The following is a 24,299-nucleotide window of genomic DNA, read 5'->3' as shown; positions in this document are numbered from 1 at the left end:
CGTCCGGGCGCGCGACGCCACGGGATTACACTCGACGACGTGACGGAACCGGACGGCGTGGGCGAACCCGACAGCCGCATCCCGGATCCCGCGCCCCGGCACACGCCACTGTGGACCCTCCTCTCCGCCTGGCTCCTGCGGGTCGAGCGATGGTTGCAGTCTCGTGGCGGCTCCCGCCTCCGCGGCGGGCTGTGGCAGCTCTGGGGGCTCGTCGCCGTCGGCGGGATCCTCCTCCTCGTCGGCCCGGTCATCAACCCGCCCCTCACTCTCGACGACCTCACCGACGAGGCATCCGACGTCACCGACACCTGGATCGCCCGCTCCTTCAGCGCCGACTACCGCGTGACGACAGACGAGGACGGCCGACTCGTCACCGACGTCGAGGAGCGCATCGACGCGTTCTTCCCGAAGGACCTCGACGACCGCACGATCGAACGCGTGCTCGCGACCGAGTACCAGGGGCACGCCCTCGACCCGTCAGCGATCACGGTGACGTTGGACGGCGTGAAGCAGGACGTGACCCGGGAGCGGGCAGCGGTCTTCCTCCGGCTCGTCGTCGACCCCGGTGAGCAGCTCACGGGCGACCACGAGCTCGTCATCCGGTACCAGCTCTCCGATCTCGCCTACGTCGCTCCGGACCCCGCCACCGGGCAGCCCGTCGACCTGCTCCGGTGGGACGTGTTCGGCCCCGACCTGCAGCAGGCCGTGGCGAAACTCGACGTGCGGGTGACCATCCCACAGGAGCTCGACGACCGTCTCGTCCGGCAACCGCGCGGCTCCCTCGCCTGGACCCTCGTGGGTGCCGGGCAGTGGCTGACCCCGGAGCCGGACGCCCCACCCGGCGAGGTGGCCTACGCGTTCACGAGCGACGACGCGGCCCCACCGCACGCGCAGGCGCGGTTCACCATGCCGTTCGAGGCCGGCTCGATCACGATGCCCCCGCAGTCCTGGATCTTCTGGGTGCAGACCTTCGGACCCGTCCTGCCGATGCTCGTCCTCGCTGCGACGCTCCTGCTGTCGTTCGCGGCCCGTGCGGTCGCGTGGGGTGACGCGCGTGGACGTCCGTGGTACCTCGCCCAGTCGGAACCGCCGGAGGGCATCTCTCCGCGCATCGCCGCGCACCTCCTCCGGTCGCCCGCGACGATGGAGCTCGCCGAAAAACTCAAGGACGCCGCGGTGAGCGGCACGAAGCAGCCGGCCAAACGACAGGCGCGCCTCATCGCGGCGGCCGGTGCCGCCAAGCGGGCCGGCCGCTTGGGCGACCGACCCCGTGCCCTGCGTCGGTACCTCACCGGGCCGGAACGCGCCGGGCAGATCCAGGCGGGTCTCCGCCGGGTGCCGAAGGGCTTCGTGCGTGACTGGTTCATCGCCGCACCGATCGCGCTGACCCTCCTCCAGTGGGGCATCGTCCGGCAGCTCTCCCATCAGACGGTGCTCGCGGTGGTGTGGTGGCCGCTCGCCTTCGTCGCCCTCTCCACCGTCTTCGCCGTCATCGTCCTCGCGATCGCCCTGACCGCCCGGCCGCTGACCCGCAGGGGTGCGCTCGTGAAGCAGCACCTCCTCGGCATTCGTGTCTACGCCGAGCGGACGCAGCTGCTCGATCGCGCGACCCTGCGCGACCGCCTCCTGCCCTACGCCGTGCTCGGCGCTCCGCCTCGGGTGACGGGCAGACGGGTCGCCGCGCTGATCGCCCCGGAGATCACGATGCCGGCGGCCGCGGCCGATCGCGCCTCGCGCGCCGACGGGTCGAGAGCGGGCTTCCTGACCGGACCGCGCATCGCCGTCCGGGTGCTCGCCGTGCTGCTCGTCGTCGGCGCGATCGTCGCCGTGAACGTCCTCCCGGCGCCGTCGCTGGAGTCCGAGACACCCCGTTCCTACACGGGCGACATCCCCGGATCGACCCTCACGACGATCGCGACAGCCGACCTCGACGCGGAGCTCACGCGGACCGACGGTGACGGTGCGCGACTACGCGTCACCGAACGTCTCGGTGTGGACTTCTCCGACGAGGGCTCGGTGCCCGCACAGGTGGTGCGCGAATGGCCGGCCACGGTCGACGGCCAGGACCTGGGTCTCACGGTCGACCGGGTGACGGTCGACGGCGATGATGCGCCCTTCACGACGGAACGCGTGGAGGGTCGGCTGCTGCTCCGCACGACCTTCGCCGACGTGCGCACCGGCCTGCACGACGTCGTGATCCAGACGACCGCCACGAGGCCGGCCGTCTCCGCGACCGTCGATGGACGGGACGTCGACCGGGTCAGCTGGGTCGGGTTCCTCGACGGCTGGACGAGCGGTGTCGCCTGGGACGAGGACGTCGCGCAGGGGCCGTTCCGGCTCAGCTTCACCGCCGACGACGAGCTCCTCGACGACGCCGTCGAGGCTGGGTGGACCCCCACCGAGGCCGGGACTTGGCGACCGGCGGCGTCCGAGGGTGGTTCCGGCCGCGAGACGGCGACCATCGAGCTCACGCCTGACGACGACGGCGGATGGCCGCTCGACGTCCGTGGCGACGACCTCGGCGTGGTCCTCGACCTCCCGGCCGGGACGGTCGCCGGTACCGACGCCGATGCCGCGGCCTGGGCCCGGACGGCGGCGCTGGCACCGGGGTTCCTCACGGTGGTCCTCGCCGGGCTTGCCATCCTCGGTTCCGTGATCGGCGCCCTCGGGTCGGCCCGGCGCCGGGCCCCGAAGCCGGGTCTGCTCCGCGACGCGGTGCGCTGGCTGACCCCGTCGGCCCTCGCCGCCGCGGTGATCCTGGGCATCTGGACCCTGAACGGCGTCGCGGGCGACGACCCGTTCGGTGACCTCGTCCTCGGAGGGCTGATCGCCGGCGTCGTGGCGGTCATCGCCTGGTACGGCGTCGTCATGTGGGCCAGACCCCGCGCCTGACCGCCGGCCGCCGTCAGGACAGCTTCTCGAGCTGCTCCTGGTACTCCGCACGGACCTTGTCGTTCGTCGACTTCTTCCACGAGGCGATGCCCGACTTCACGGCGTCGAAACCGGTCCGGCCGAGGACGTACTCGTTCATCGTCGACGACAGGGCGTTCGTCGACGAGGACGTCTTGCCCGCGGTCTCCGAGTACAGCCCGGTGATCGGGCTCTTCTGGAGCATCGGGGAGGCCTGCTCCTGCCAGGCGTGCGAGCGACGCAGCCGTTCCTCCATCGGCACCGCGCTCGCGAGGATCTGTGGTGCGGCGGCGAGCCGGTTCAGCGAGGTGGGGCCGATCTGTGCGGATCCCGCCTCGGTCAGGACGACGCGACCGTCCGCTTCACGTGTGTGGTGCTCGCCGGCCCGGCCGTACTGGAGGAAGAACCCCTCGGTGCTGCCGTAGGGCGCCGCGAGGTGGTTGAGCAGCGTCAGCAGTTCCTTCACGCGAGCGTCGTCCGCCTGCTTGATGGCGGTGAAGGAGAACATCGACGAGCCCTGGTAGACGATGCCGTCGCCGCCGTCCGCCGCGAACGGGAGGATCGCGTCGTAGACCACGCCCTCGGGGGCACTGGGGTCGATGATCGCCGAGATGCCGTCCTGGTGCATGAGCACCGTGCCGTTGGCCATGTAGGTCTTCGCCTGGGAGCCGGAGATGCTCGGGGTGTCCGGGTGGTAGTACCCGGCATCCTTCAACTCCTTGATGTACGACAGCGTCTCGAGCCAGCGGTCCGACTCCCACTTGTGGACGAGCTTCGAGCCCTGCAGCTCCCAACCGTTCGGCACCCCGAACATCGCGCCCATGAAGTCGTACGCCCAGTCGACGCTGTCGCCGTTGCTCTGCCCGCTGATGGCGTACCGGTTGCGCTTGGCGTCGGTGACCGCCTTGCAGAGCTCGGTGAACTCGTCCTTCGTCTTCGGAGCGGGTTCCGCTCCCGTGAGGTCCTTGATGACGTCCGGTCGGGAGATGAGCATGTTGCCGAACGGCGGGCGGTTCACCGGGACGCCGTAGATCCGACCGTTGATCCGGCAGCCCTCCCAGGACGGGGTGGGCAGGTTCGCGAGGTTGGGGTACGCCTTCACCTTGTCGCCCGAGAGGTGGTCGGACAGGTCCGCGAACTGGGCCTTCAGCAGCTGCGGGTAGGACGGCGGCAGCTGGAACGCGAGGAACTCGACGAGGTCCGGCACACTGCCGCCGGCCATGACCGTCGCGAACTTGGGCGCGAACGAGTCGGCCGGGACCACCTGCAGGTCGAGCTTGCAGCCGAGTTCCTGCTCGGCCGCCTGGAGGTAGCTGTTCGACGCGGGTGCCGGCGGGCTGTACGAGATGACGAACCCGGACACCGTGCCGCTCACGGCGGCCTTCCCGGACACCGAGGTGAAGAGCTCGGCCTCCTTCGGTGCCGAGAGGTAGACGGGCTGGACCGTGGCCGAGCCGGCGAGGTCCGGGGTCGGTCCCTTCGTGATCGGCACGTACGTGGGCAGCGGGACGAGGGCTCCGGAACCCGCGGCACCGGACGTCGCGCCGCCTGGCGTGCAGCCGGCGAGCGCGGAACCGAGGCCGAGGACGGCGAGGCCGACGCCGGCCGCGGTGAGGAAGGTGCGGCGTGACAGGCCGGAGGTGGTGTCGTTCATCGTGGTCTCCTTCGAGGTGGGGCTGGCGCCAGGGGCGCGGGTGAGGTCCCGGCGACGGTGCCGGGTGGAGGTGTGCGGACCGGTCAGCCCTTGACGGCGCCGGTCAGCACACCCTTCGTGAGGTGGCGTTGCACGAGTGGGTAGGCGATGAGGATCGGGACGATGGCGATGAGCACGACGGCCATCTGCAGGGACTCGGCCGGCGGCAGCACCGAGGCGTCCGAAGCTCCACCGACGAGCGAGGACCCTTGCAGCACGTAGGTGCGCAGGACGAGCTGGAGCGTCCACTTGGAGGTGTCGTTGATGTACAGCAGCGCGTTGAAGAACGCGTTCCAGTACCCGACCGCGTAGAAGAGGGCGACGACGGCGATCACCGCGCGGGACAGCGGCAGGACGATCGTGCCGAGGATGCGGAACTCCCCGGCGCCGTCGATCTTCGCGCTGTCGATGAGCTCCTGCGGGATGCCCATCATGAAGCCGCGGACGACCACCATGTTGAACACGCTGAACGCACCGGGCAGGATGAGCGCCCAGACGTTGTCGAGCAGGCCGAGCTGCTTCACCATCAGGTACAGCGGGATGAGTCCCGGGGTGAAGAGGAACGTGGCGAGCACGATCATCAGCACGGGGCGCTGGAAGAACGAACGCCGGCTGAGGGCCCACGCTGCCGACACGGTGCAGACGAGGCTGATGAGCGTGCCGACGACGGTCACGAACAGCGTCACCAGGATCGCGCGGGTGACCACGCCCCCGGCGAGGATCTGCTGGTACGCGTCGAGCGTGAAGGACTTTGGCCACACGACGTAGCCACCGGCGGCCGTGACGTCCTCGGCGGTCGACACACTCGTGGAGACCACGATGAGGAACGGGAACAGGATGACGGCGAGGATCATGACGATCGCGAGCGCCTTGAGCGCGAGGACGACGGGCTTCGGTTTCCCCGCCCAGACCGGTCGGACGATGGTGCTCATGATTTGGAATACACTCCCTGCTCGCCGAGCATGTGCGCCGCCTTGTTGGCGACGAGGATGAGGACGAGACCGACGAGACCCTTGATGAGGCCGGCGGCGATGCCGGTACTCCAGTTCCCGTCGATGACGCCGTGGTAGTAGACGTAGGTGTCGAGCACTTCGGCGGCTCCGGGGCCGACGGCGTTGCGTTGCAGGATGATCTGCTCGAAGCCGACGGACAGCGCCTCGCCGAGCCGCAGGATGAGCAGCAGCACGATGATGGGCCGGATCCCAGGCAGGGTGATGTGCCAGAACCGGCTCCAGGCGCCCGCTCCGTCGATGGCGGCGGCCTCGTAGAGCGAGTCGTCGATGGCCGCGAGCGCCGCGAGGAAGATGATGGTGCCCCAGCCCGCGTCCTTCCAGATCACCTGCGAGGACAGCAGGAGCTTGAAGGTGGCCGGGTCGGACATGACGGAGACGGTCCCGAGGTCGAGCTGCCGCAGCCAGGTGTTGAGCACCCCTCCCGATCCGAGACTCTGCTGGAAGAAGCCGACGACGATGACCCAGGACAGGAAGTGCGGCAGGTAGAGCACCGACTGCACGATGGAGCGGAGCCAGGGCCAGGTCAGCGAGTGGATGAAGATGGCCAGCGCGATGGGGACCGGGAAGAAGAGGACCAGCTGGATGAACGTGATCTGGAGGGTGTTGGAGACCGCGTTCCAGAAAGCCGGATCGCCGAAGAGCGCCGAGAAGTTGGCGAAGCCCACCCACGGGCTGTCCGGGATCGGGATGTACGGCTGGTAGTCCATGAACGCGATGACGTTCCCGAGCAGCGGGATGTAGACGAACAGCAGCAGCAGCACGACCGCCGGCGTCACCATGATGAGCAGTGGCGAGTCGCGACGGAACTGCATCCCGAACGGCACCTTGCGCTTCGTCGGCCGGCCGCCGGACCCTGCGGGTGCGATCGGTGGTCGGATGGTCTCCGGCCGATCGGTCGTCGTCGCGCTCACAGCAGCTCCCTTGCTCGCAGCGGAGGCCCCGTCGGGTGCTTCCGCGTCGTTCTCTCGAACGTTGGCAATCTTTCGCGGGGCCGTTGAGTAAAGTCAAGATCATCTAATCATCCGAACAGATATCGAACATCGGAGTCGATCATGGAGCTCTCGCAACGTCACGACCGCATCCTCGCCGAACTGCGGATCCACGGCAGTCTCTCCGCGGCCGACTTCGCCGAGCGCATGGGCATCTCCGCGATGACCGTCCGGCGGGACCTGCGCGAGCTCGGGGAGCAGGGCCGCCTCCGTCGGGTGCACGGCGGGGCCGTCTCGATCGACACGCAGCCGACCACGGGCATCCCGCACCGGCCGGGCGCCCGCCCCACGCCGGCCCCCGGTGCGGCCGACACCCTGTTCACCTTCGGATTCGTCGTGCCCGATCCGAGCTACTACTTCCCGACGATCGTGGCCGGCGCCGTGGAGCGGGCGCAGTCGCTCGGCGGTCGGATCGTCCTCGGTGTCTCGCGCTATGACCCCGCCCGCGAGCGCGACCAGATCGAGCGACTGCTGGCCGGCGGGGTGGACGGCCTCCTCGTGACCACCTCGGTCCTCGACGCCTTCGCGACGCTCGAGCTCCTCGAGCGCGCACCGGTCCCCGTCGTCCTCGTGGAGCGCTCGGTCGCGGAGTCCCCGGTGGGCGACGGACTCGAGTTCGTGCGCACCGACCATGCCGCCGGCGCCGCCATCGCGCTCCGACACCTCGCCGCCCTCGGTCACGAGCGGGTCGGGATGGCGGCCTTCGACACCCCGACGACGCCGTCGTTGCGGCTCGGCTACGAGCGCGCCCGGCGCCAGCTCGGCCTGCGCGAGGACGCCAGCACGGCGATCATCGACGACCGGCACGGCGTCGGCGAGCAGACGAGGCGGTACCTCGAGGCATGCGTGGCGTCCGGCACGACCGCGGTGTTCATGCACTCGGACCACTACGCCGTCGAGTTCGCGGACGCGGCGCTCGACTTCGGGCTCTCGATCCCGGACGACCTGTCGATCGTGGCGTACGACGACGAGGTGGCCGGGCTCGCCCGGGTGCCGCTCACCGCGGTCGCGCCGCCCAAACGCGACATCGGCCGGTTCGCGGCGACGATGTGCTTCGAGCGCATCTCGGCCGCGGCCCAGCAGGGCTTCTCCGCCCGCCACATGAGCCTGCGGCCGAGTCTGAGCCTCCGCGAGTCGACCGCACCACCGCGATAGCCCCACGCTGTTCGATTCCTGTTCGTTTGAACGGGCGTGCTTGACACGATCGGGCGGCTCCGATTGGGATTGAGCCTGCTGCCGAGACGAACCAGGAGGCGACGATGCCGCAGAGCGAGAGCGCCCCGACGGGCACGATCGGCTTCCTCATGCCGGACGGCACCTTCGACCGGGTGTTCTCCGAGCCGGACCTCACCCGCCTGCGGTCGGAGCCGTACGCCAGACTGCCGTCGGACCGCCCGCTCCGGCTCGAGCGCGCGGAGGACCGCGCCCGGCTGGCCGCGGTCGAGGTGCTCGTGACGGGCTGGGGCTCCCCCGTGCTCGACGAGACGCTCCTGCGATCCCTGCCGTCACTGCGGGCCGTGGCGCATTCGGCCGGCAGCGTGCGCGGCATCGTCACCGACGCCCTCCTCGAACGCCGGGTCGCCCTCACCTCCAGTGCGACGGCCAACGCGGTCCCGGTCGCCGAGTTCACGATGGCGATGGTGATCCTCGCCGCGAAGCGCACGTTCTGGGCCGCCGAGACACTGCGGGCCTCTCGAGCCCCCGTCGATGCGGAGCGCGCGTGGCCGACGGTCGGCAGCCACGGGATCACGGTGGGCGTCGTCGGCGCCTCCCGGATCGGCCGACTCGTCGTCGAGCGCCTCGCCTCCCTGGACGTGCGGGTCGTCGTCGCCGATCCGACCCTCGACCACGAGGAACAGGCGGCGCTCGGGGTGCCCTGCGTCACGCTCGACGAGCTGGCCGCGCACAGCGACATCGTCACGCTCCACGCCCCGGCACTCCCCTCCACCAGACACCTCGTCGACCGGTCCCTCCTCCAGCTGATGCGGCCCGGGACCACGGTCATCAACACCGCCCGAGGCGACCTCATCGACCACGACGCGCTCGCCGACCGGCTCGACCGCGGCGACCTGGTCGCGATCCTCGACGTCACCTCGCCGGAGATCCTGCCGCCCTCCTCCCGGCTGTGGTCGACCCCCAACACGGTCATCACGCCGCACATCGCCGGCTCGGCCGGGAACGAGCTCGCACGTCTCGCAGCCAACACGGTCGACGAGGCCCTGCACTTCGTCCGGTTCGGCACCTTCCATCGACCGATCACCCTCGCCGCCCTCGCGCTGCAGGCGTGAACCGCCACCGAACACCAGAGGCCAGACCATGACCCTCGAGACAGACCGAACCGCGCCGACGACCACGAGCTTCGCCGGACGGTTCGACGACCGGGCCCGCCGCTCACTGCGCGTCGGGGGCTGGAGCGCCGCGCCGTCGGTCGACGACCGCGAGGCCTGGGGCCGCGTCGCCGAGCGCGACCGGGTGGCCCTCGTCGACGCGGCCCACCGCTGGTGCGCGGAGGCGGACCGCAACCCGCCGACGCTGTCGCTCTGGGCCCGGTACAGCGCGGAGGGCGACCGGACTCCGTACGAGACGGCGCAGCAGGCCCTCCTCGGTTCGGTCGCCGCCTCGGCACTCGCGCTCGGTGCCACCGGGGACGACGCCTGGGTCGGCGAGCTCGGTGACCGCGTCTGGCGGCTCTGCGAACTGACCGCCTGGTGTCTGCCCTCGCACTACGCGCTGCCCGAGTCCGGCGAGCGCCCCTTCCTCCCGATCCCCGGTCGTGACGTGCTCGACCTCTCGGACGCCTACATCGGCGGGATGCTCGCCGCGATCGACACGATCGCCGGGGACCGCCTGGAGCTGACCTTCCCGGGACTGCGCGCACGGGTGCACGCCGAGATCCGTCGTCGGGTCCTGGACCCGTGGCGCGACGAGGTGGACTTCTGGCACGGGCTCGACGGACCGCCGAACAACTGGGCCCCGTGGATCGTCTCGAACGTGCTCGTGTGCTCCGCCGTGGTCGAGACCGATCGGTCCGAGCTGGCGGCGTCGGTGGACCGCGCGGTCGCCGTCCTCGACCGTTTCCGTGCCGGGTACGCCGAGGACGGGAGCTGCGACGAGGGTGCGACGTACTGGTGGTGGGCGGGCGCGACCCTGTTCGAGGCCCTCGACCTGCTCGGCGACCTGACGGGCGGCGCCTTCGACGGCTTCGCGGTCCCGCCGGTCGCCGCGATGGCCCGGTTCCCGATGGTCATGCAGCTGTCGGCCACGTCACAGGTCAACTTCTCGGACGGGTCCGCGAGCCTGCCGTCGAACGCGACCTGGAACCTGCTCGCCCGCTTCGGCGAGCGCGTGGGCGACGACGAGGTGGCTGCCCACGCCCGCTGGATGGGGCGTTCGCATCCGCTCGGCTTCTCGGGGCAGTTGGCTCCGTTGTTCCGCCGCACGCTCGCGGAGCTGCTCGACCCGGCGTGGACCACGGCCGGCGACGCCACGCCGGGGATGCCCTCCTCCTGGTACGCACCGGGAACGGAGGTGGCGGTGTTCCGCGAGCACGCCGGTCGCGTGGACGGCTGGGCGGTCGCCGCGAAGGGTGGTCACAACGACGTCAGCCACAACCACAACGACGTCGGCGGGGTCATCGTCTCGCTCGACGGTGAGCCCGTCCTCATCGACGTGGGTGTCGGCGTCTACCACCGCGACACCTTCATGCCGGACACCCGCTACGGCATCTGGACCATGCGGAGCGCCTTCCACAACGTCCCCCTCCCTGCCGGGGTCGAGCAACCGTATGGTCGGGCCTTCACGGCGAGCGGGACACGGTTCTCCGACGAGGGCGACCGCTCCGTCCTCGCCACGTCCCTCCTGGGTGCGTATCCGCGCGAGGCCCGCCTCACGGCCCTGGACCGCGCGGTGACGCTCGACCGTGCGGCCGGTGCCGTCCTCGTCGACGACCACTGGGCGTTCGCCGAACCATCGCAGATGACGCTGACGTTCCTGACAGCCGTCGAGCCGATCGTCGCGGGCGGTGGGATCCTGGTCGGCGACGCCCGCCTGGACACCGACCCCGCGTTCGAGGTGGCGGTGGACCGGATCGACATCGACGACCCAAAGCTCCACGAGGTCTGGGGGTCGGCCGTCTTCCGCATCCGGCTCGTGCAGCGCGCCACCGCGACGAGCGGGTCACACACGCTGCGGGTGCGCCGCGCGCAACAGTACCCGGAACCGGGAGCACCGATGGAGGCCCCACGATGACGCCCGACCCGCTCCCGCCGTTCCGTCTACCGGCCGCGGACCCCGTCGCCGCACCCTTCACCGGGTGGACGCGGGCGCACTGGGAGGCCACGGCCGACCGGTGGCTGGCGGAGGTCCGCCGGTTCGAGAGCCCGCTCGGCGGCATTCCTCGGCTGCCAGGTCGGGTCACCCGCGACGGTGTCGCACGCGAGGGCATGGAGGCGGTCGGACGTTCCTTCCTCCTCGCCGCACCACGGATCGCCGGCGGTGGAGACGGCGATGGTGCCGGCGATGGTGCCGGGGTCGAGGACCTCGTCGCCTGGTACAGCCGGGCACTCCTCGCCGGTACGGCCCCGGACGGTCCGGAGTCCTGGCCGCTGGGCGTGACGTGTCGGGCCCCCGGCACGGGCGTCACCAACCCGATCGTGGAGGCGGCGAACATCGCGTTCGGCCTGTACGTCAGTCGCGACCGACTGTGGGCGGGGCTCACCCGGAAGGAGCAGGTGCAGATCGCCGACTGGCTGCGCCACCATGCGCGCCTCGAGGTCTGGCACAACAACTGGCAGCTCTTCCCGGCGATGGCGGAGGCGTTCCTCCGCTCGGTCGACGAGGACGTCGCCGGGCTGAACGGCACGAGGAACGTCGCCCGGGTCGAGTCGTGGCACCTGGAGCAGGGCTGGTACACCGACGGTCCGGAACACGCGATCGACTACTACAACGCGTGGGCGATCCACCCCTACCTCTGGGCCTGGTACCGCATGACCGACCGCACGGGCACGGCCGACGGCTCACGGCATCTGGAACGGCTGCACGACTTCACCGGCTCCTTCGCGCGCATGGTCGCACCCGACGGGTCGATGGTGCACGTCGGCCGCTCGCTGAGCTATCGGACGGCCGCCCTCGCCGGGCTCTGGTGCGCCGAGCTCTCGGGGGTGAACCCGTTGAGTCCCGGCGCGACGCGACGCCTGGCCTCCGGGGTGGTCTCGGGGTTCGTCCGGCACGGCGTCGGCGTCGACGGCCCGCTGAGTCTCGGTTGGTACGGGCCGTGGGAGCCCACCGCGCAGAGCTACAGCGGCTTCGGCCCGCCCTACCTCGCGGGCATCGGGTTCCTCGGGCTCGCCATCGACCGCGACGACCCGGTGTGGACCGCTCCGGAACACCCGCAGCCGACCGACGGGCCGCCGGAGACCACCGTGCTGCCGGCGGTCGGATGGATCCTGCGTTCGCAGCGGGACGGTGTCGTGACGCTCGCCAACCACGGCAGCGACCACTGCGAGATCCCCGTGGAGCCCGCTCGCGCCGACGCGGACGATCCGCACTACGCCAAGTTCGGGTACTCCTCGCACACCGCCCCGGGGACGGGCGCGGCGTGGGACGAGAACGTCGACGGCCATCTCGCGCTGCTCGACGAGGACGGGCGGGCGAGTCGACGCGCCGCGATCCGCGGGATGCGGACCGTCGGCGAGGTCTCCGGCTCGGTGCACCTCCCGCAGCTCGACGGCCGGGTGTGGCCGGGCTGCGCCGTCACCACGGTCAGCATCGTCCACGGTGATCAGGAGCTCCGCGCGCACCTCGTCGAATCGACGCACGCCTGGACCGTCCGCGAGGGCGGTGCGGCCGTCGCCGACGACGCGGTACTGCGCACCGTGGTCGATCCCGCCGGGGCCGCGCCGCGGGCCACGGTGGTCGGTCGTGACGGGCTCGCAGCGACCATCGTCGGGCTGCACGGCTGGGACCGCGCGGAGGCCGTCGCCTACCGTGACGCCAACGCGTTTGGCCCGCACTCGGCGGTTCCGGCGCTGTACGCCGCCAGCGCTCCGGGGCACACCGTCCTGGCCGCGCTCCACACCCTCCGCTTCGACGACGGCGAGACACCCGATCTCCCGGTCGCGGTGGACGTGACCGGGACCCGACTGGTCGCACGGTGGACCGACGGAACCGTGCACGACGTCGACCTCGCCACCTTCGTCCCCTGGGACGGCCAGCTCGCACGCCCGTCCGCGGACTGACCACCGCACCCATCCGAAAGGACCCCATGTCCACCGACACCCGACAGCCCGTCGTCCACCTGCGATCGCGCGCCGTGAGCGTCGTGATCGACCTGCACGACGGTCGCCTCCCGTCGATCGCGCACTGGGGAGCCGACCTCGGTGCGCTCGACGCTGCGGAGCTCGCCGATGTCGTGCGCGGCGCGGAGCGGTTCGTCACGGAGAACGCCCCCGACCGCCCGACCCGCCTCGCGGTGCTGCCGGAGCAGAGCGAGGCCTGGCTCGGTCGGCCGGGCATCACCGGCAGCCGGGACGGACGCGACTGGTCGCCGCTGTTCACGATGGAGCCGGCGCAGGTGACCCCGCGCACGGTGACCGTCGACGGCGAGGACGCCGGGGCGGGCCTGGCGATCCGCGTCGAGTTCGAGCTGAGCGAGGCCGGTCTCCTGCGTGTCCGCGCGACGCTCCGCAACGTCGCCGACGGCGTCTACCGGCTCGACGACCTGCATCTCGCGCTCCCGATCCCGGCTCGCGCCCGGGAGGTCCTCGACCTCGCCGGCCGGTGGGGCAAGGAGCGGACGCCGCAGCGCTCGCCGCTCCGGGTCGGCGCCTGGGTGCGCGAGGACCGCCGCGGGCGGACCGGGCCGGACGCGCCGCTCGTCCTGAACGTGGGCGTCCCCGGGTTCGGCTTCGCCACGGGCGAGGTCTGGGGCGTCCACGTGGGGTGGAGCGGCAACCAGCGACATCTGGCGGAACGGCTCTCGACCGGCGACCAGGTGATCGGGGGCGGCGAACTGCTGCTGCCCGACGAGATCCGCCTCGCCAGGGGTGACACCTACACGAGCCCCTGGGTGTACGGCGCCTACGGGGACGGGCTCGACGCGCAGGCCGCGCAGTTCCACGAGCACCTGCGCGCGCAACCCGGCCATCCGGCACGGGACCGACCGCTCACGCTCAACGTGTGGGAGGCGGTCTACTTCGATCACGACGCCGAGGCTCTGATGCAGTTGGCCGAGGTCGCGTCCTCGCTCGGGATCGAGCGGTTCGTCCTCGACGACGGCTGGTTCCGCGGGCGACGACACGACCGCGCGGGGCTCGGCGACTGGTTCGTCGACGAGGAGGTGTGGCCTGACGGGCTGCAGCCGCTCGCCGACCGGGTCCGGAGCCTGGGGATGGAGTTCGGTCTGTGGTTCGAGCCGGAGATGGTGAACCTCGACTCCGATCTGGCCCGGGAGCACCCGGACTGGATCATGCAGACGGGTGGACGATTGCCGATCCCCGCCAGGAACCAGCAGGTCCTCGATCTCGGCCGACCAGAGGCCTTCGCCGCCGTCCTGGAACGGATGACCGCGATCCTCACCGAGGTCGACATCGCGTACATCAAGTGGGATCAGAACCGCGACCTCGTCGACGCCGGGTCGGCACCCGACGGTCGGGCCGGCGTGCATCGTCAGACGGCGGCCGTGTACCGGTTGATGGACGAACTCACGCGTCGGTTCCCGGAGCTGGAGATCGAGTCCTGCTCCTCCGGCGGCTCACGCGTCGACCTGGGCGTCCTCGAGCGCACGCACCGCGTGTGGGCCTCGGACTGCAGCGACCCGCTCGAGCGGCAGCAGGTCAACCGCTGGACCGCCCAGCTGGTCCCCCTGGAGCGGCTCGGCGCCCACATCGCCTCCGGGCGCTCGCACACCACGGGCCGCTCGCACGAGCTGTCCTTCCGTGCGGCGACCGCGATCTTCGGTCATCTCGGGGTCGAGTGGGACCTGCGGCAGGCGTCCCCGGCGGAGCTCGACGAGCTGCGCGAGTGGTTCGGGCTCTACCGCCGGACGCGTGACCTGTTGCACACCGGGAGGCTCGTGCGCGAGGACGTCTTCGACGACGCGCTCCAGATCACGGGTGTGGTGGCCGAGGACCGGTCGCGTGGGCTGTTCTCGCTCGCGTTCCTCAGCCGCTCGGACGTCGCGAGGATCGGGCGGTTCACCCTGCGCGGACTCGACCCGGAGCGTCGCTACCGGGTTCGGCCGTTGCGCATCGGTGAGCCGACCGACGGTCGCGCCGTGCCCGCCTGGTTCGGCGAGGAGGACGACGTCGACGGTCCGTTCGCGGGCTGGACCGGCGTCGCCGCGTCCGGCAGGACACTCCTCCACGCCGGTCTCCAGACCCCGTCGTCCGCACCGGAACGGGCCTGGATCGTGGAGGTCTCAGCAGTCGGCGAGGACGGCGACGCGGGTTAGCATCGTCGGATGTCGACCACGCGACCTCCCGAGATCCTCCGCCTGACCGCCTTCGCAGCCGAGCCGGGTGGTGGGAACCCTGCCGGGGTCGTCCTCGACGCCTCGGCGCTCACCGATGCCGAGATGCAGGCGATCGCCACCGAGGTCGCGTACCCGGAGACGGCATTCGTCGTCGACGGTGTCGACGGCGACGACCGTCACGTGCGCATGCGCTACTTCTCCCCCGGTGCCGAGGTCCCGTTCTGCGGTCACGCGACCATCGCCACCGCCGTCGCCCTGGCTGAGCGCCGTGGCGTCGGACGCTTCACGCTGGAGACGAACGTCGGGCCGCTCGTCATCGAGACGGCCTCCGACGCAGACGCCGACACCGTCACGAACAGCGACACCTGCTCGATCACCGCGTCGTTCACGAGCGTCGAACCCACCGTGCGCGGTCTCGACGCCGAGGTCGCCGATCGTCTGTTGTCGTTGCTCGGGTTGGAGCGTTCCGACCTCGACGAGCGGTGGCCGCTCCGCGAATCGTTCGCCGGCAACCGACACCCGGTCGTCGCCGTCCGCGAGCAGGAGGTCTTCGACGGGTTCACCTTCGATCCGGCCGCCCTGCGCACGCTGATGGACGTGCAGGGCTGGGCCGGGACGGTGACGGTCGTGCACGACCACGGGATCGACGACGCCGGCCACCTGCTCGTCGAGGCCCGCAACCTCTTCCCCGTCGGCGATATCACCGAGGACCCGGCGACCGGCTCCGCAGCCGCCTCCTTCGGTGGCTACCTGCGGGAGCTCGGTCTCCTCACCCCTCCGGCTCGGATCCTCATCCGGCAGGGCCACCACGTCGGCGCGCCCAGTCTCCTGACGGTCGACGTTCCCGCCACCGGCGGCATCACCGTGACGGGGACGGCCCAGCCGATCTCGTGAACGTGACCACCGGATACCCGCGCTCGACGTCCAGCGTCACCTCGGCCGCCACGCCGTAGACGTCCGCGATCAGCGCCGCAGTCAGTACCTCGCTCGGAGCCCCCGCAGCAACCACCCGACCGGCGCGCAGTACCACGACCGTGTCGCAGTACATCGCGGCCAGGTTGAGGTCGTGGATGGCGATCACGGTCGTGACCGGGAGCGCGCAGACGAGGTCGAGCAGTTCCAACTGGTGTCGGATGTCGAGGTGGTTGGTCGGTTCGTCGAGGAGGAGCTCGCGCGGCTCCTGGGCGAGCGCCCGCGCGATCTGCGCGCGCTGACGTTCGCCTCCGGAGAGGGTGTGCCAGAGGCGGCCGGCTTGGTCGAGCAGGCCGACGTGGGCGAGCGCGCGGTCGACGGCGGTCTCGTCGGCTGCGGTGTCACCGCCGAGTCCCGAGCGGTGCGGGATCCGGCCGAGCCGCACGATGTCGCGCACCGTGATGTCGACGTCGGTGTCGGCGTGCTGCGTCACCGAGGCGACCGAACGCGCGATGCGTCGTCGACCGACCGACGCCAGGTCGACACCGTCGAGCGTCACGAGTCCGGCGGTCGGCTTCACGAGGCCGTGGAGCACCCGCAGGAGCGACGACTTGCCCGACCCGTTCGGACCCAGGAGGCCGACGGTCTGTCCCGGCTCCGGGTGCAGGGTCACGCCGTCGACGACGAGCGCGCCGCCGCGGTTCCAGGAGACGTGCTCAGCGTGGAGTGTCATGCCCGCTTCCTCCTCCGGGCAAGCAGGGCGATGAAGACCGGCACCCCGACGAGCGCGGTCCCGACACCGACCGGCAGCGGCGTCGGTGAGAACGCGACGCGGGAACCGGCATCCACCCAGACCATGAAGATCGCACCGATGATCGCCGTGGCCGGGATGAGGCGACCGTGACGGGGTCCGACGAGCAGGCGGGCGGCGTGGGGCAGGACGAGTCCGACGAAACCGATCGCCCCCGCGACGCTCACCAGCGTCGCCGTGATGAGCGCCGTCGCGATGAGCAGGATCGCCCGCGTCCTCGCGACGTGGATGCCGAGCGATGCCGCGACGTCCTCACCGAAGGCGAACGCGTCGAGTGCATGGGCGTACCGCAGGCACAGGAGCGACCCGGCGACGACGACGATCGCACAGAGTGCCACGTCGTCCCAGCGCACGCCCTCGAGCGAGCCGAGCAGCCAGAACATCACGCCGCGCGTCTCGTCCGAGTCGGCGAACGCGAAGATGATCAGCGAGGTCAGCGCGGAGAAGAGTTGCGTGCTGGCGACGCCGGCGAGCACGACCCGGTCGGTCCCGCCGCCCGACAGGCGTGAGAGCAGGAGCACGAGTCCGAAGGCGACGAGCGCGCCGATGAAGGCGCCGCCGGAGAGGCCGATCGACGCACCGCCGAGTCCGAGGATCCCGATCGCGACAGCACCGGTCGACGCACCGGAGGAGATGCCGAGGATGAACGGGTCGGCCAGCGGGTTGCGGAGGAGCGACTGCATGATGACGCCGCAGAGCCCGAGCCCGGCTCCGCAGGCTGCCGCGACGAAGGCCCGCGGCAGGCGTTCCTCCCACACGATCGCGTCCTTCGACAGCTTCACCGGGATGTCGGTGACACCGAGGTGGTTCGCGACGATGTCCCGGACGTTCACGAGCAGGATGTCCGCCGGTCCGAGCGTGATCGCCATGCCGACCGAGACGAGGAGGAGGACCACGCCGGCGAGGACGAGCAGGCCGGTGATCGTCGCGCGGCGTGCGCGCGAGGCCGGTCGCCGTGCCGTGTCGCTGTTCATCAGCGTGTCGCCGCTCGTCACCGGTTCGCCGCTCGTCACCGTCTCCGGGTTCAGAGCTCGTCCTCGTGCTCGACCCACCACGCCTTGATCTTCTCGAGGCCGTCGACGAAGCGGATGGACGGGTTCAGCTCGGCGCCGTGCAGGGCGATGTACCGCTGGTTGCGCACCGCGTCCATGGTCTTCGTGAGCGGGTCGGACTCCAGGAAGGCGACTTTGTCGTCGAGGCGGTCGCCAGGGAACCGGTCGCGCTGCAGGTCGCCGAGGACGAGGACCTGCGGGTCGCGGTCGACGAGGTCTTCCCAGGTGGTGGCCGGCCAGTCGTCCTCGAGTTCCCCGAAGACGTTGTCGAGCCCGGTGGTCGAGGCGAGCAGCGCGGCGGATCCGAGCCCACCGCCGACGTACGGGGTCTTCGTGTCTGCGAACCAGAACGCGACGGTCGTGCCGTCGAAGTCGACACCCTCGGTCGCCTTCGCGGCACGGGCCTTCAGGTCGGCGACGAGCGCGGCAGCACGGTCGGAGACGTCGAAGACCTCGCCCATCTCGGTGATCTCCTGGTACAGCGCGTCGATGGCGAGCGGTGTCGTGCGCGTCCCGCCACCGTTGATGCTCGTCCCGTTGTCGCAGTCGGTGGGCGAGAGGTAGCTGGCGACACCGGTCTCGGCGAACCGCTCGCGTGGTGCGACGCCGCCCTCGTTGAAGTGGCGGCCGAAGGACGCGGTGACGAAGTCCGGGTCGGCACCGAGGACGACCTCGTAGGTGGGCGCATTGTCGGCCAGGCGCGGGACGTCGGCGTTCGCGTCGGCGAGGGAGTCGAGGACGGGGTCCGTCCAGGAGGCGGTGCCGACCATGCGGTCTTCGAGACCGAGGGACAGCAGGATCTCGGTCGAGTTCTGGTCGAGGGAGACGACCCGCTGGGGCGCGGCGTCGATCGTGACCTCGGTGCCGCAGTTGTCGAGCGTGAGCGGGTACTCCGTCGCGCCCTGTCCTGCGGCGGCGGTCGATTCGGGCTCCACCGCTTCGGACGCGCCGCAGGCGGACAGTCCGACGGCGAGTGCCGCGGCGAGGACGAGGCTGATGGCGGCGCGCTGGTGCACGTCGTCTCCTTCATTCGAGGGGTGGGACCTAGGAAGGATAGCCTTACCTGAGTATCGGAGGCGAATCGGCCCCGCGCTGCCCCCGGTCGCCCCTCAGCTCGGTTCGACAAGCCCATGGCATGCCTGGCAGCCCACGCCGCTGTGGAGGTTGTCTCCCAGAAGCCGCGCGGGCCACGAGCATCAGTCCACGGGTGAGACGCGAATGAGATTCCCGTCGGGGTCTGCAATCACGAACGTTCGACCGAAGACGTCATCGTGTGGCTCCTCCACGACGGTGACGCCCTTGGCCTTCCACTCCTCGAACACCTGGTCGACGGCGGCCTCCGAACCGGGAACCATGAGCCCGACCTCGAACGTGCGCGGGGTGCTGGGCACCGCGTGTTCGTTGCGTCCTGTCCAGAGGGCGAAGAGCACGCCGGGAGCAACCGGGAAAGCGACGTACCTCGGGCTGGTGAAATCAGGTTCGATCGCGAAGAGGTCGCTGTAGAACGCGGTGGCAGCCTCAGCGTCCTGGACCTGGATCAGAAAGAGGTTGGGTGCGGGCATGGGTGACTCCTGTCGAGTGGTGCTTGCGGTGTTACACAAGCCAACCTCCCAATCACGCCACCTGTTGTCAGGTTTTCAGAGAAACTTGTCCAATGAAAGCCGCCCGGCTGCTGAGCCTGCTCCTCGTCCTCCAAACCCGCCAACGCGTGACGAGCGTGGAGCTGGCGGAGCGCTTGGAGGTTTCGGTGCGGACGATCCTGCGCGACGTGGAAGCCCTCTCGGCGGCCGGCGTACCCGTCTATGCCGAGCGAGGGAGACACGGTGGCATCGTCCTCCTCCCCGGCGCGCGCCTGAATGCATCCCATCTCGAACCAGCCGAGATGGACTCGCTCTCGCTCGCCGGCCTCGACAGCGTGCAGCGCGCACAACTGGGGATCACCGCCGCTCACGACATGGCCATTCGGAAGATCGCGGCCCGCCGTGCTGCGAACGCAGCCGGGGACATGAACCTTGCCGAACTCGTCATCGTCGACAACTCAGGGTGGCTCGCCGCCGAAACCCGCGACACCGACGTCGCAGATCTGGCGTTGACGTTGCGCTCTCGCCCACGGCTGCGAATCCACTACCGCCGAAGCGGTGCCGAGCACGCCACCAGTCGGGACGTCGACCCGTATGGGCTCGTTTCGAAGTCCGGGCGGTGGTATCTCGTGGCCGATGACGATGGAACGGCGAAGCTCTTCAACCTCGAACGGCTTGAACACTATGAAGCCCTCCTCGAGCCCGCGGCGACACGGCCTGATCAAGACTTGCGGTCGGTCTGGGCCGAACTGAAGCATCGCTCCGAGGGCCCTGGGGAAGTCGAGGTGACGGTCAGGTTGCGAGGAACGCGCGTCGACCTCGCCCGACGCATCTTGGGCAGCCGTCTGCAAGAGGCCGGACCAGGTGAAGACGGGTGGCAACTGTTCACGGTCAGCTACTCCGAAGTCGAATCCGTGCGCCAACTCCTGCAGTTCGGCGATCACATCGAAGTGCTCGCCCCCGAACGCGCCCGCCAACGCATCGTCGAACTCGCGACAGATCTCATCAGCCGACACAACACACCGCCCGCCTGATGGTTCGCGTAGCGGCCGTAAACGTCAACGAGGGCTATCTACCGAGTGGAGGTTCCGACGACTCCCACATTCGCTGGAGCGCGGCGATCGCGGCATCGAACGCATCAGGTGGAAGATACGTCGGGCCGTCTGCGATGTTCACATTCCTGAGGGGATCGTCGGTCGCGTGCTGAGGGAGCAGGTGGCAGTGCAGGTGGGGCATCCGGTGGCCCATGACGAGGTAGTCGATCTTCTTCGATCGGAAGACCCCATCGATGACACGTGCCGCACGTTGCACATCTGCCCAAAACCTCGCGAGTTGTTCTGGCGGGAGTTCCGACATGTCGACGACATGTTCTCGAAGGATCACGAGGCTGTATCCGGCGTGGTGTTGGTTCCGAGCAAGCCGCACGTGGCTCGTGCTGGTTGTCGCGATGAGGGTGCTGTGGTCGTTCGTCGGCAAGTGTGCGTCCGCGCACATGCCGCACTGCTCGGCCGCCGTCATCGCTTCCCATTCGCCATCCGACCACCACATGGCTTCCACGGTAAACGACCGATTGCAGCCGTCGCTGGAGACCGGGCAGTCTTGACCGATGGAAGATGAGCCGGCGGTCCGCTGGAACCACAACATCCACTACCACCGGCACATCCTCGACGTCGTGCCGGACGGAGCACGCACCGCGCTCGACGTCGGTACCGGAGACGGACTCCTGGCGATGGAGCTGCGCGAGTTCGTGCCTCAGGTGACCGGGATTGATCCCGACGCTCAGGTACTCAAATCAGCTCGTCGCCAGCAGTCGGACGTCACCTGGGTCGAGGGTGACGTCATGACCTATCCGCTCACGCCCGCTTCGTTCGACGTGGTGGCTTCCGTCGCCACGATCCACCATCTGCCCGACCTCGAAGCGACGCTGACCCGACTCGCCGAACTCACCGCCCCGGGTGGCACCGTCGCTGTCATCGGTCTGGCCCGCTCATCCCGACTGTTCGACCATGCCTACGACATTGCGGGGCTCATTCAGCATCGACGTCTCGCTCGACGGTTCGGCGTCTGGGAACACTCCGCACCGACTGCGCAGCCACTGCATACCTACACCGACGTACGCCGCAGCGCCGCCCGCGTCCTGCCGGGAGCGAACTGGTGCCGGCTGCCGCTGTGGAGGTATGCGCTCGTGTGGACGAAGCCGACCCGTTAGCGATCCTTCGAGCAGAGCAGGTCAACCGTCAGCGAGTTCTGGTGGGAAGTATCGGAGGTGTGACGGGTTCACGTCGTGCTGCTCCAATCCTCGCGCTGACGTGTTCGACGGCTTCCTCGACCGTGCAGTGCCCCATATCGATGAGAAGGTCCGGATCTATGCGATTGAGCTCCTCGGGCCACTGCTGGTAAACCCGACTGAGAAAGCTCCGCTCCTTCGAGACTCCTCGTGTTGGATCCGCCTGGGCCCGAGCGATCGCAGTCTCGAGCGCGACCGTTGTTGCCACCGTGACGATCACTGCACCGGGCGGGGCTTGCAGTTGGAGTCGCGAGACCTCGTCGTGCGAGCCCGATCCTTCCGCGATGACCGACGTGAGATCGGTTCGCGCCCAGAGCCCCGTCGTTGTCTCGAAAATCTGATGCGCTGCATCCCAGCTCGGAAGCGTGGGGAGTGCCATTGCCGCGATCTGGTCGAGTTCGACGAGAGCGACTCGCTCGCCGCGACGGCGTAGCTCCACACTCAGGGCGGTGGCCAGGGTGCTCTTCCCGGATGCCTGCGGTCCGGCGATGATGATGATCGCAAGCGAGGTCTCGTGGGTGGCCATTTCACCAATGTGCCCCATGTCGGGTGCGGACGCGAGTGCTCACACCCGACATGTCACTCCTGCCGCGACGATCGATTCTCGACGGCTCGCATCTATGGCGTGTCCGACGAAGGGCTCGCGACTGCCGCGAAGATCGCGCTCGCCGCGGTCATCTGAGCGCCAAACGCAACGACGCTGACGAGCCGCAGCACCAGCCGCATCCGCCGAACTTCCACATCTCCTCCTCGAAGCATCAACTCCCTGATCCAACTGCACCAAACACGTCACGACGACGCATCCCCCTGAAGACGGACCCCGGCTACGAGCACCCGAATCTTCCGCAGGGACGGAAGGTTACTCGTCAGACACACCCTGGCCGGAACCCGATGAGGGCCGTCGAAACGTACGGGTCTACATTGTCGGCGCCAGCGGTCCGGCACCGTTATCGTGCGGCGCATCGACCCTCTCGGCCGATCCGTCAACGACGTCCTCAACACCGTCAAGCTCCGGCGCGGCGCGGGATCAATCCTTCTCAGATGGGATGGACTGCGACATCGACCGGTCGACTCATGCGCCATATGCTCGCCACCCTGGCCGAATGCTAGCGCGAGCTCATCGTCGAACGCGTCAACGCCGGCATCACCGCAGCGCGCGAATCCGGCACCTGGTTCTGGCGCCCACCTTTGAACCCCGACATCATCGCGGAGAAGCTCGCCATCGTCGCCGACCCCCGCAGCCGGGGTCGCTGAATCCGCCGCGCTCGTCGGCTGGAGTCGAGCGACGCTCTACCGACACCAGACGGAAACGACGTCAGATAGATCCTCGCCGCAGAGACCAGTCGGCCCGCTCGAGCTAGTTTCCTCGTGGGGCTGGCCGAATAAGCGCTTCAGCTCATCCAATGGTGAGCGCTTCTACATACGCCTCGTCGGTTCGCTGATAGACGACCAGCTTCGGCTGTGACTCGCGCATCAGATGTTGCCCGCATGCCACAGCGGCAACCAGTGGGACCGCGGCAAGAAGGTGAATTCGTTGGCACTTTGGATAGTCGGTCTCGATTTTCGCGAGAGCATCTCGCCACGCCCGACTGAATGAGCTGAAGTCCTCCTTAGTTTGGATCGCGTCCGGGCTGAGGTGCCCCGCCGTGACAGCGACACGGGCGAGGTTGGACAGTTGTTTCGGGACCCTCGACACGTCCACGGGTGCGGTAACGCCGACGGCCATGAGGACGTCGACGGCATAGGGGTCAGGGCCTGTTGACGAAATCTTGAACTCTTGTGGCGTCACCTCCTGATTCCGCCAGCAGCACGCGAGGTCTTCGGCCTCCCGGAATCGTGGGAGTACACGGATGTCTGCCTTGTCGTCGAGCTTCGATCCGAGAAACACCAGCAACGGGATCGGGGCCATCGCGAAAACGGCCACGGTGCCGTAGGGCGAGTCGCTGAGGGCCGTGAGTCTGGCTGCGATCTTCTTCATCCCTTCTTGCCACACCCACGGATCTGTATCGTCGGAGTCGATCGTCACATTGAACTCTGCGTCATGAGGGTGCTCGCCCGCAGGGTGAAGATCCTCATAGTGCAAAGCAGCAGCGACCTGCCGGTCGGTTGCTGGCGAGAGGGTTCCCCGTATCCGACCGGTGACTCGGACTACAGCAGCGGCGGTCACATTTGCGAAGTCAGTGACCTTCCGAACACGGTCTTCATGGACACGCTTGTGTCTGGCGAGGTACTCCTCCGTGTAGACCCTCTCGGCGCCTACGTCATCGACCATTCGATGGCACTGATGGCATAGAAGCAGCAGGTTTTCTGGACGTGCGCGCTCGTCGAGAGTTAGGTCGGAGCTTCCTCGAGGGGACTTCTTTCCTCCGGTTGCGCCAATATTGTGCGCGACCTCTCCGTGCCCAGTGTGATGAAAGTAGCTCCGGCCGCTGCCTAGAAGATACACAGCACACAGCACACAGCGCCCGGCCGCTCGAACCCAGACCTCACGGATCACGGACTCCGCGATGCGCGACCGCACTACCTGCGTATTTCGACGCGACATTCACTGCACCATCTCTCTGTCGGAGGGTGTTCCTATC

At 69.4% G+C, this 24,299-nt stretch carries 19 protein-coding genes; 9 read left to right on the top strand and 10 right to left on the bottom strand.

The genetic code is table 11. The annotated features are described in order from the left end of the window. Nucleotides 1-39 precede the first annotated feature (39 nt). The gene (locus tag EAO79_RS05825) at nt 40-2,892 is read left to right on the top strand and encodes a hypothetical protein (RefSeq protein WP_124768325.1); all 2,853 of its coding nucleotides are present in this window, start codon (nt 40-42) and stop codon (nt 2,890-2,892) included. A 13-nt stretch (nt 2,893-2,905) separates the two neighbouring features. Here the strand turns inward: EAO79_RS05825 and EAO79_RS05820 are convergent, their stop codons facing one another. The 3 genes from EAO79_RS05820 to EAO79_RS05810 all read right to left on the bottom strand — a co-directional run bounded on the left by EAO79_RS05820 (nt 2,906) and on the right by EAO79_RS05810 (nt 6,527). Beyond that, entirely contained in the window at nt 2,906-4,564 is a 1,659-nt protein-coding gene (locus EAO79_RS05820; protein ID WP_124768323.1) for an extracellular solute-binding protein, read from the bottom strand. Between the two features lie 83 nt (nt 4,565-4,647). Further along, the gene (locus EAO79_RS05815) at nt 4,648-5,535 is read right to left on the bottom strand and encodes a carbohydrate ABC transporter permease (RefSeq protein WP_079704680.1); all 888 of its coding nucleotides are present in this window, start codon (nt 5,533-5,535) and stop codon (nt 4,648-4,650) included. Further along, entirely contained in the window at nt 5,532-6,527 is a 996-nt protein-coding gene (locus tag EAO79_RS05810) for a sugar ABC transporter permease (RefSeq protein WP_338000138.1), read from the bottom strand. The genes EAO79_RS05815 and EAO79_RS05810 overlap by 4 nt, the downstream gene beginning before the upstream one ends. Nucleotides 6,528-6,668: 141 nt before the next feature. On the opposite strand from EAO79_RS05810, the gene EAO79_RS05805 reads away from it, so the two are divergent. The 6 genes from EAO79_RS05805 to EAO79_RS05780 all read left to right on the top strand — a co-directional run bounded on the left by EAO79_RS05805 (nt 6,669) and on the right by EAO79_RS05780 (nt 15,969). Continuing rightward, nucleotides 6,669-7,760 carry a substrate-binding domain-containing protein gene (locus tag EAO79_RS05805; RefSeq protein WP_124768321.1) on the top strand — a complete coding sequence of 364 codons (1,092 nt, stop codon included), beginning with the start codon at nt 6,669-6,671 and terminating at the stop codon, nt 7,758-7,760. A gap of 104 nt (nt 7,761-7,864) precedes the next feature. Further along, nucleotides 7,865-8,893, top strand: a complete 1,029-nt coding sequence (locus tag EAO79_RS05800; protein WP_124768319.1) for a hydroxyacid dehydrogenase — start codon at nt 7,865-7,867, stop codon at nt 8,891-8,893. A gap of 28 nt (nt 8,894-8,921) precedes the next feature. Then, nucleotides 8,922-10,853 carry a heparinase II/III family protein gene (locus tag EAO79_RS05795; RefSeq protein WP_124768317.1) on the top strand — a complete coding sequence of 644 codons (1,932 nt, stop codon included), beginning with the start codon at nt 8,922-8,924 and terminating at the stop codon, nt 10,851-10,853. After that, nucleotides 10,850-12,841: a DUF2264 domain-containing protein gene (locus EAO79_RS05790; RefSeq protein WP_124768315.1), complete on the top strand. Its 1,992-nt coding sequence runs from the start codon at nt 10,850-10,852 to the stop codon at nt 12,839-12,841. The genes EAO79_RS05795 and EAO79_RS05790 overlap by 4 nt, the downstream gene beginning before the upstream one ends. A gap of 26 nt (nt 12,842-12,867) precedes the next feature. Beyond that, entirely contained in the window at nt 12,868-15,054 is a 2,187-nt protein-coding gene (locus EAO79_RS05785; protein WP_124768313.1) for an alpha-galactosidase, read from the top strand. 9 nt (nt 15,055-15,063) lie between these two features. Then, nucleotides 15,064-15,969, top strand: coding sequence for a PhzF family phenazine biosynthesis protein (locus tag EAO79_RS05780; protein WP_124768311.1), 906 nt, complete (start codon nt 15,064-15,066; stop codon nt 15,967-15,969). Here EAO79_RS05780 and EAO79_RS05775 read toward each other — a convergent pair. The 4 genes from EAO79_RS05775 to EAO79_RS05760 all read right to left on the bottom strand — a co-directional run bounded on the left by EAO79_RS05775 (nt 15,935) and on the right by EAO79_RS05760 (nt 19,412). Beyond that, entirely contained in the window at nt 15,935-16,720 is a 786-nt protein-coding gene (locus EAO79_RS05775) for an ABC transporter ATP-binding protein (protein WP_124768309.1), read from the bottom strand. The two genes, EAO79_RS05780 and EAO79_RS05775, sit on opposite strands and share 35 nt — an antisense overlap. Beyond that, complete coding sequence (locus tag EAO79_RS05770; RefSeq protein ID WP_124770077.1) at nt 16,717-17,772, bottom strand: iron ABC transporter permease; 1,056 nt, start codon at nt 17,770-17,772, stop codon at nt 16,717-16,719. Before EAO79_RS05770 ends, EAO79_RS05775 begins: the two co-directional genes overlap by 4 nt. A 50-nt stretch (nt 17,773-17,822) precedes the next feature. Continuing rightward, the gene (locus tag EAO79_RS05765) at nt 17,823-18,866 is read right to left on the bottom strand and encodes an ABC transporter substrate-binding protein (protein WP_206428287.1); all 1,044 of its coding nucleotides are present in this window, start codon (nt 18,864-18,866) and stop codon (nt 17,823-17,825) included. A gap of 180 nt (nt 18,867-19,046) precedes the next feature. Next, the gene (locus EAO79_RS05760) at nt 19,047-19,412 is read right to left on the bottom strand and encodes a VOC family protein (RefSeq protein WP_124768307.1); all 366 of its coding nucleotides are present in this window, start codon (nt 19,410-19,412) and stop codon (nt 19,047-19,049) included. Between the two features lie 92 nt (nt 19,413-19,504). Between EAO79_RS05760 and EAO79_RS05755 the strand changes: the two genes are divergently transcribed. Continuing rightward, nucleotides 19,505-20,464: a YafY family protein gene (locus EAO79_RS05755; protein WP_124768305.1), complete on the top strand. Its 960-nt coding sequence runs from the start codon at nt 19,505-19,507 to the stop codon at nt 20,462-20,464. 34 nt (nt 20,465-20,498) lie between these two features. On the opposite strand, the gene EAO79_RS05750 is transcribed toward EAO79_RS05755, so the two are convergent. Continuing rightward, entirely contained in the window at nt 20,499-20,978 is a 480-nt protein-coding gene (locus EAO79_RS05750; RefSeq protein ID WP_164486903.1) for an HIT family protein, read from the bottom strand. 58 nt (nt 20,979-21,036) lie between these two features. On the opposite strand from EAO79_RS05750, the gene EAO79_RS05745 reads away from it, so the two are divergent. Further along, nucleotides 21,037-21,639: a bifunctional 2-polyprenyl-6-hydroxyphenol methylase/3-demethylubiquinol 3-O-methyltransferase UbiG gene (locus EAO79_RS05745; protein WP_124768301.1), complete on the top strand. Its 603-nt coding sequence runs from the start codon at nt 21,037-21,039 to the stop codon at nt 21,637-21,639. Between the two features lie 28 nt (nt 21,640-21,667). Here EAO79_RS05745 and EAO79_RS05740 read toward each other — a convergent pair whose 3' ends face one another. Then, the gene (locus EAO79_RS05740) at nt 21,668-22,243 is read right to left on the bottom strand and encodes a hypothetical protein (RefSeq protein WP_124768299.1); all 576 of its coding nucleotides are present in this window, start codon (nt 22,241-22,243) and stop codon (nt 21,668-21,670) included. Nucleotides 22,244-23,113: 870 nt separating this feature from the next. Beyond that, the gene (locus EAO79_RS05730) at nt 23,114-23,989 is read right to left on the bottom strand and encodes an SAVED domain-containing protein (RefSeq protein ID WP_164486902.1); all 876 of its coding nucleotides are present in this window, start codon (nt 23,987-23,989) and stop codon (nt 23,114-23,116) included. Nucleotides 23,990-24,299 lie beyond the last annotated feature (310 nt).

The organism is Plantibacter sp. PA-3-X8 (assembly GCF_003856975.1).
Lineage (GTDB): Bacteria > Actinomycetota > Actinomycetes > Actinomycetales > Microbacteriaceae > Plantibacter > Plantibacter auratus.
Note: the sequence above shows the minus strand (reverse complement) of the source record. Positions and strands in the feature narration are given on the sequence as shown.

Excerpts from the sequence above, each read along its gene's own strand:
- EAO79_RS05820 (WP_124768323.1), bottom strand. The coding sequence starts at position 4,564 with ATGAACGACACCACCTCCGGCCTGTCACGCCGCACCTTCCTCACCGCG.
- EAO79_RS05815 (WP_079704680.1), bottom strand. The coding sequence starts at position 5,535 with ATGAGCACCATCGTCCGACCGGTCTGGGCGGGGAAACCGAAGCCCGTC.
- EAO79_RS05805 (WP_124768321.1), top strand. The coding sequence starts at position 6,669 with ATGGAGCTCTCGCAACGTCACGACCGCATCCTCGCCGAACTGCGGATC.
- EAO79_RS05800 (WP_124768319.1), top strand. The coding sequence starts at position 7,865 with ATGCCGCAGAGCGAGAGCGCCCCGACGGGCACGATCGGCTTCCTCATG.
- EAO79_RS05795 (WP_124768317.1), top strand. The coding sequence starts at position 8,922 with ATGACCCTCGAGACAGACCGAACCGCGCCGACGACCACGAGCTTCGCC.
- EAO79_RS05790 (WP_124768315.1), top strand. The coding sequence starts at position 10,850 with ATGACGCCCGACCCGCTCCCGCCGTTCCGTCTACCGGCCGCGGACCCC.
- EAO79_RS05785 (WP_124768313.1), top strand. The coding sequence starts at position 12,868 with ATGTCCACCGACACCCGACAGCCCGTCGTCCACCTGCGATCGCGCGCC.
- EAO79_RS05780 (WP_124768311.1), top strand. The coding sequence starts at position 15,064 with ATGTCGACCACGCGACCTCCCGAGATCCTCCGCCTGACCGCCTTCGCA.
- EAO79_RS05775 (WP_124768309.1), bottom strand. The coding sequence starts at position 16,720 with ATGACACTCCACGCTGAGCACGTCTCCTGGAACCGCGGCGGCGCGCTC.
- EAO79_RS05770 (WP_124770077.1), bottom strand. The coding sequence starts at position 17,772 with ATGAACAGCGACACGGCACGGCGACCGGCCTCGCGCGCACGCCGCGCG.
- EAO79_RS05760 (WP_124768307.1), bottom strand. The coding sequence starts at position 19,412 with ATGCCCGCACCCAACCTCTTTCTGATCCAGGTCCAGGACGCTGAGGCT.
- EAO79_RS05755 (WP_124768305.1), top strand. The coding sequence starts at position 19,505 with ATGAAAGCCGCCCGGCTGCTGAGCCTGCTCCTCGTCCTCCAAACCCGC.
- EAO79_RS05750 (WP_164486903.1), bottom strand. The coding sequence starts at position 20,978 with ATGTGGTGGTCGGATGGCGAATGGGAAGCGATGACGGCGGCCGAGCAG.
- EAO79_RS05745 (WP_124768301.1), top strand. The coding sequence starts at position 21,037 with ATGGAAGATGAGCCGGCGGTCCGCTGGAACCACAACATCCACTACCAC.
- EAO79_RS05740 (WP_124768299.1), bottom strand. The coding sequence starts at position 22,243 with ATGGCCACCCACGAGACCTCGCTTGCGATCATCATCATCGCCGGACCG.
- EAO79_RS05730 (WP_164486902.1), bottom strand. The coding sequence starts at position 23,989 with ATGGTCGATGACGTAGGCGCCGAGAGGGTCTACACGGAGGAGTACCTC.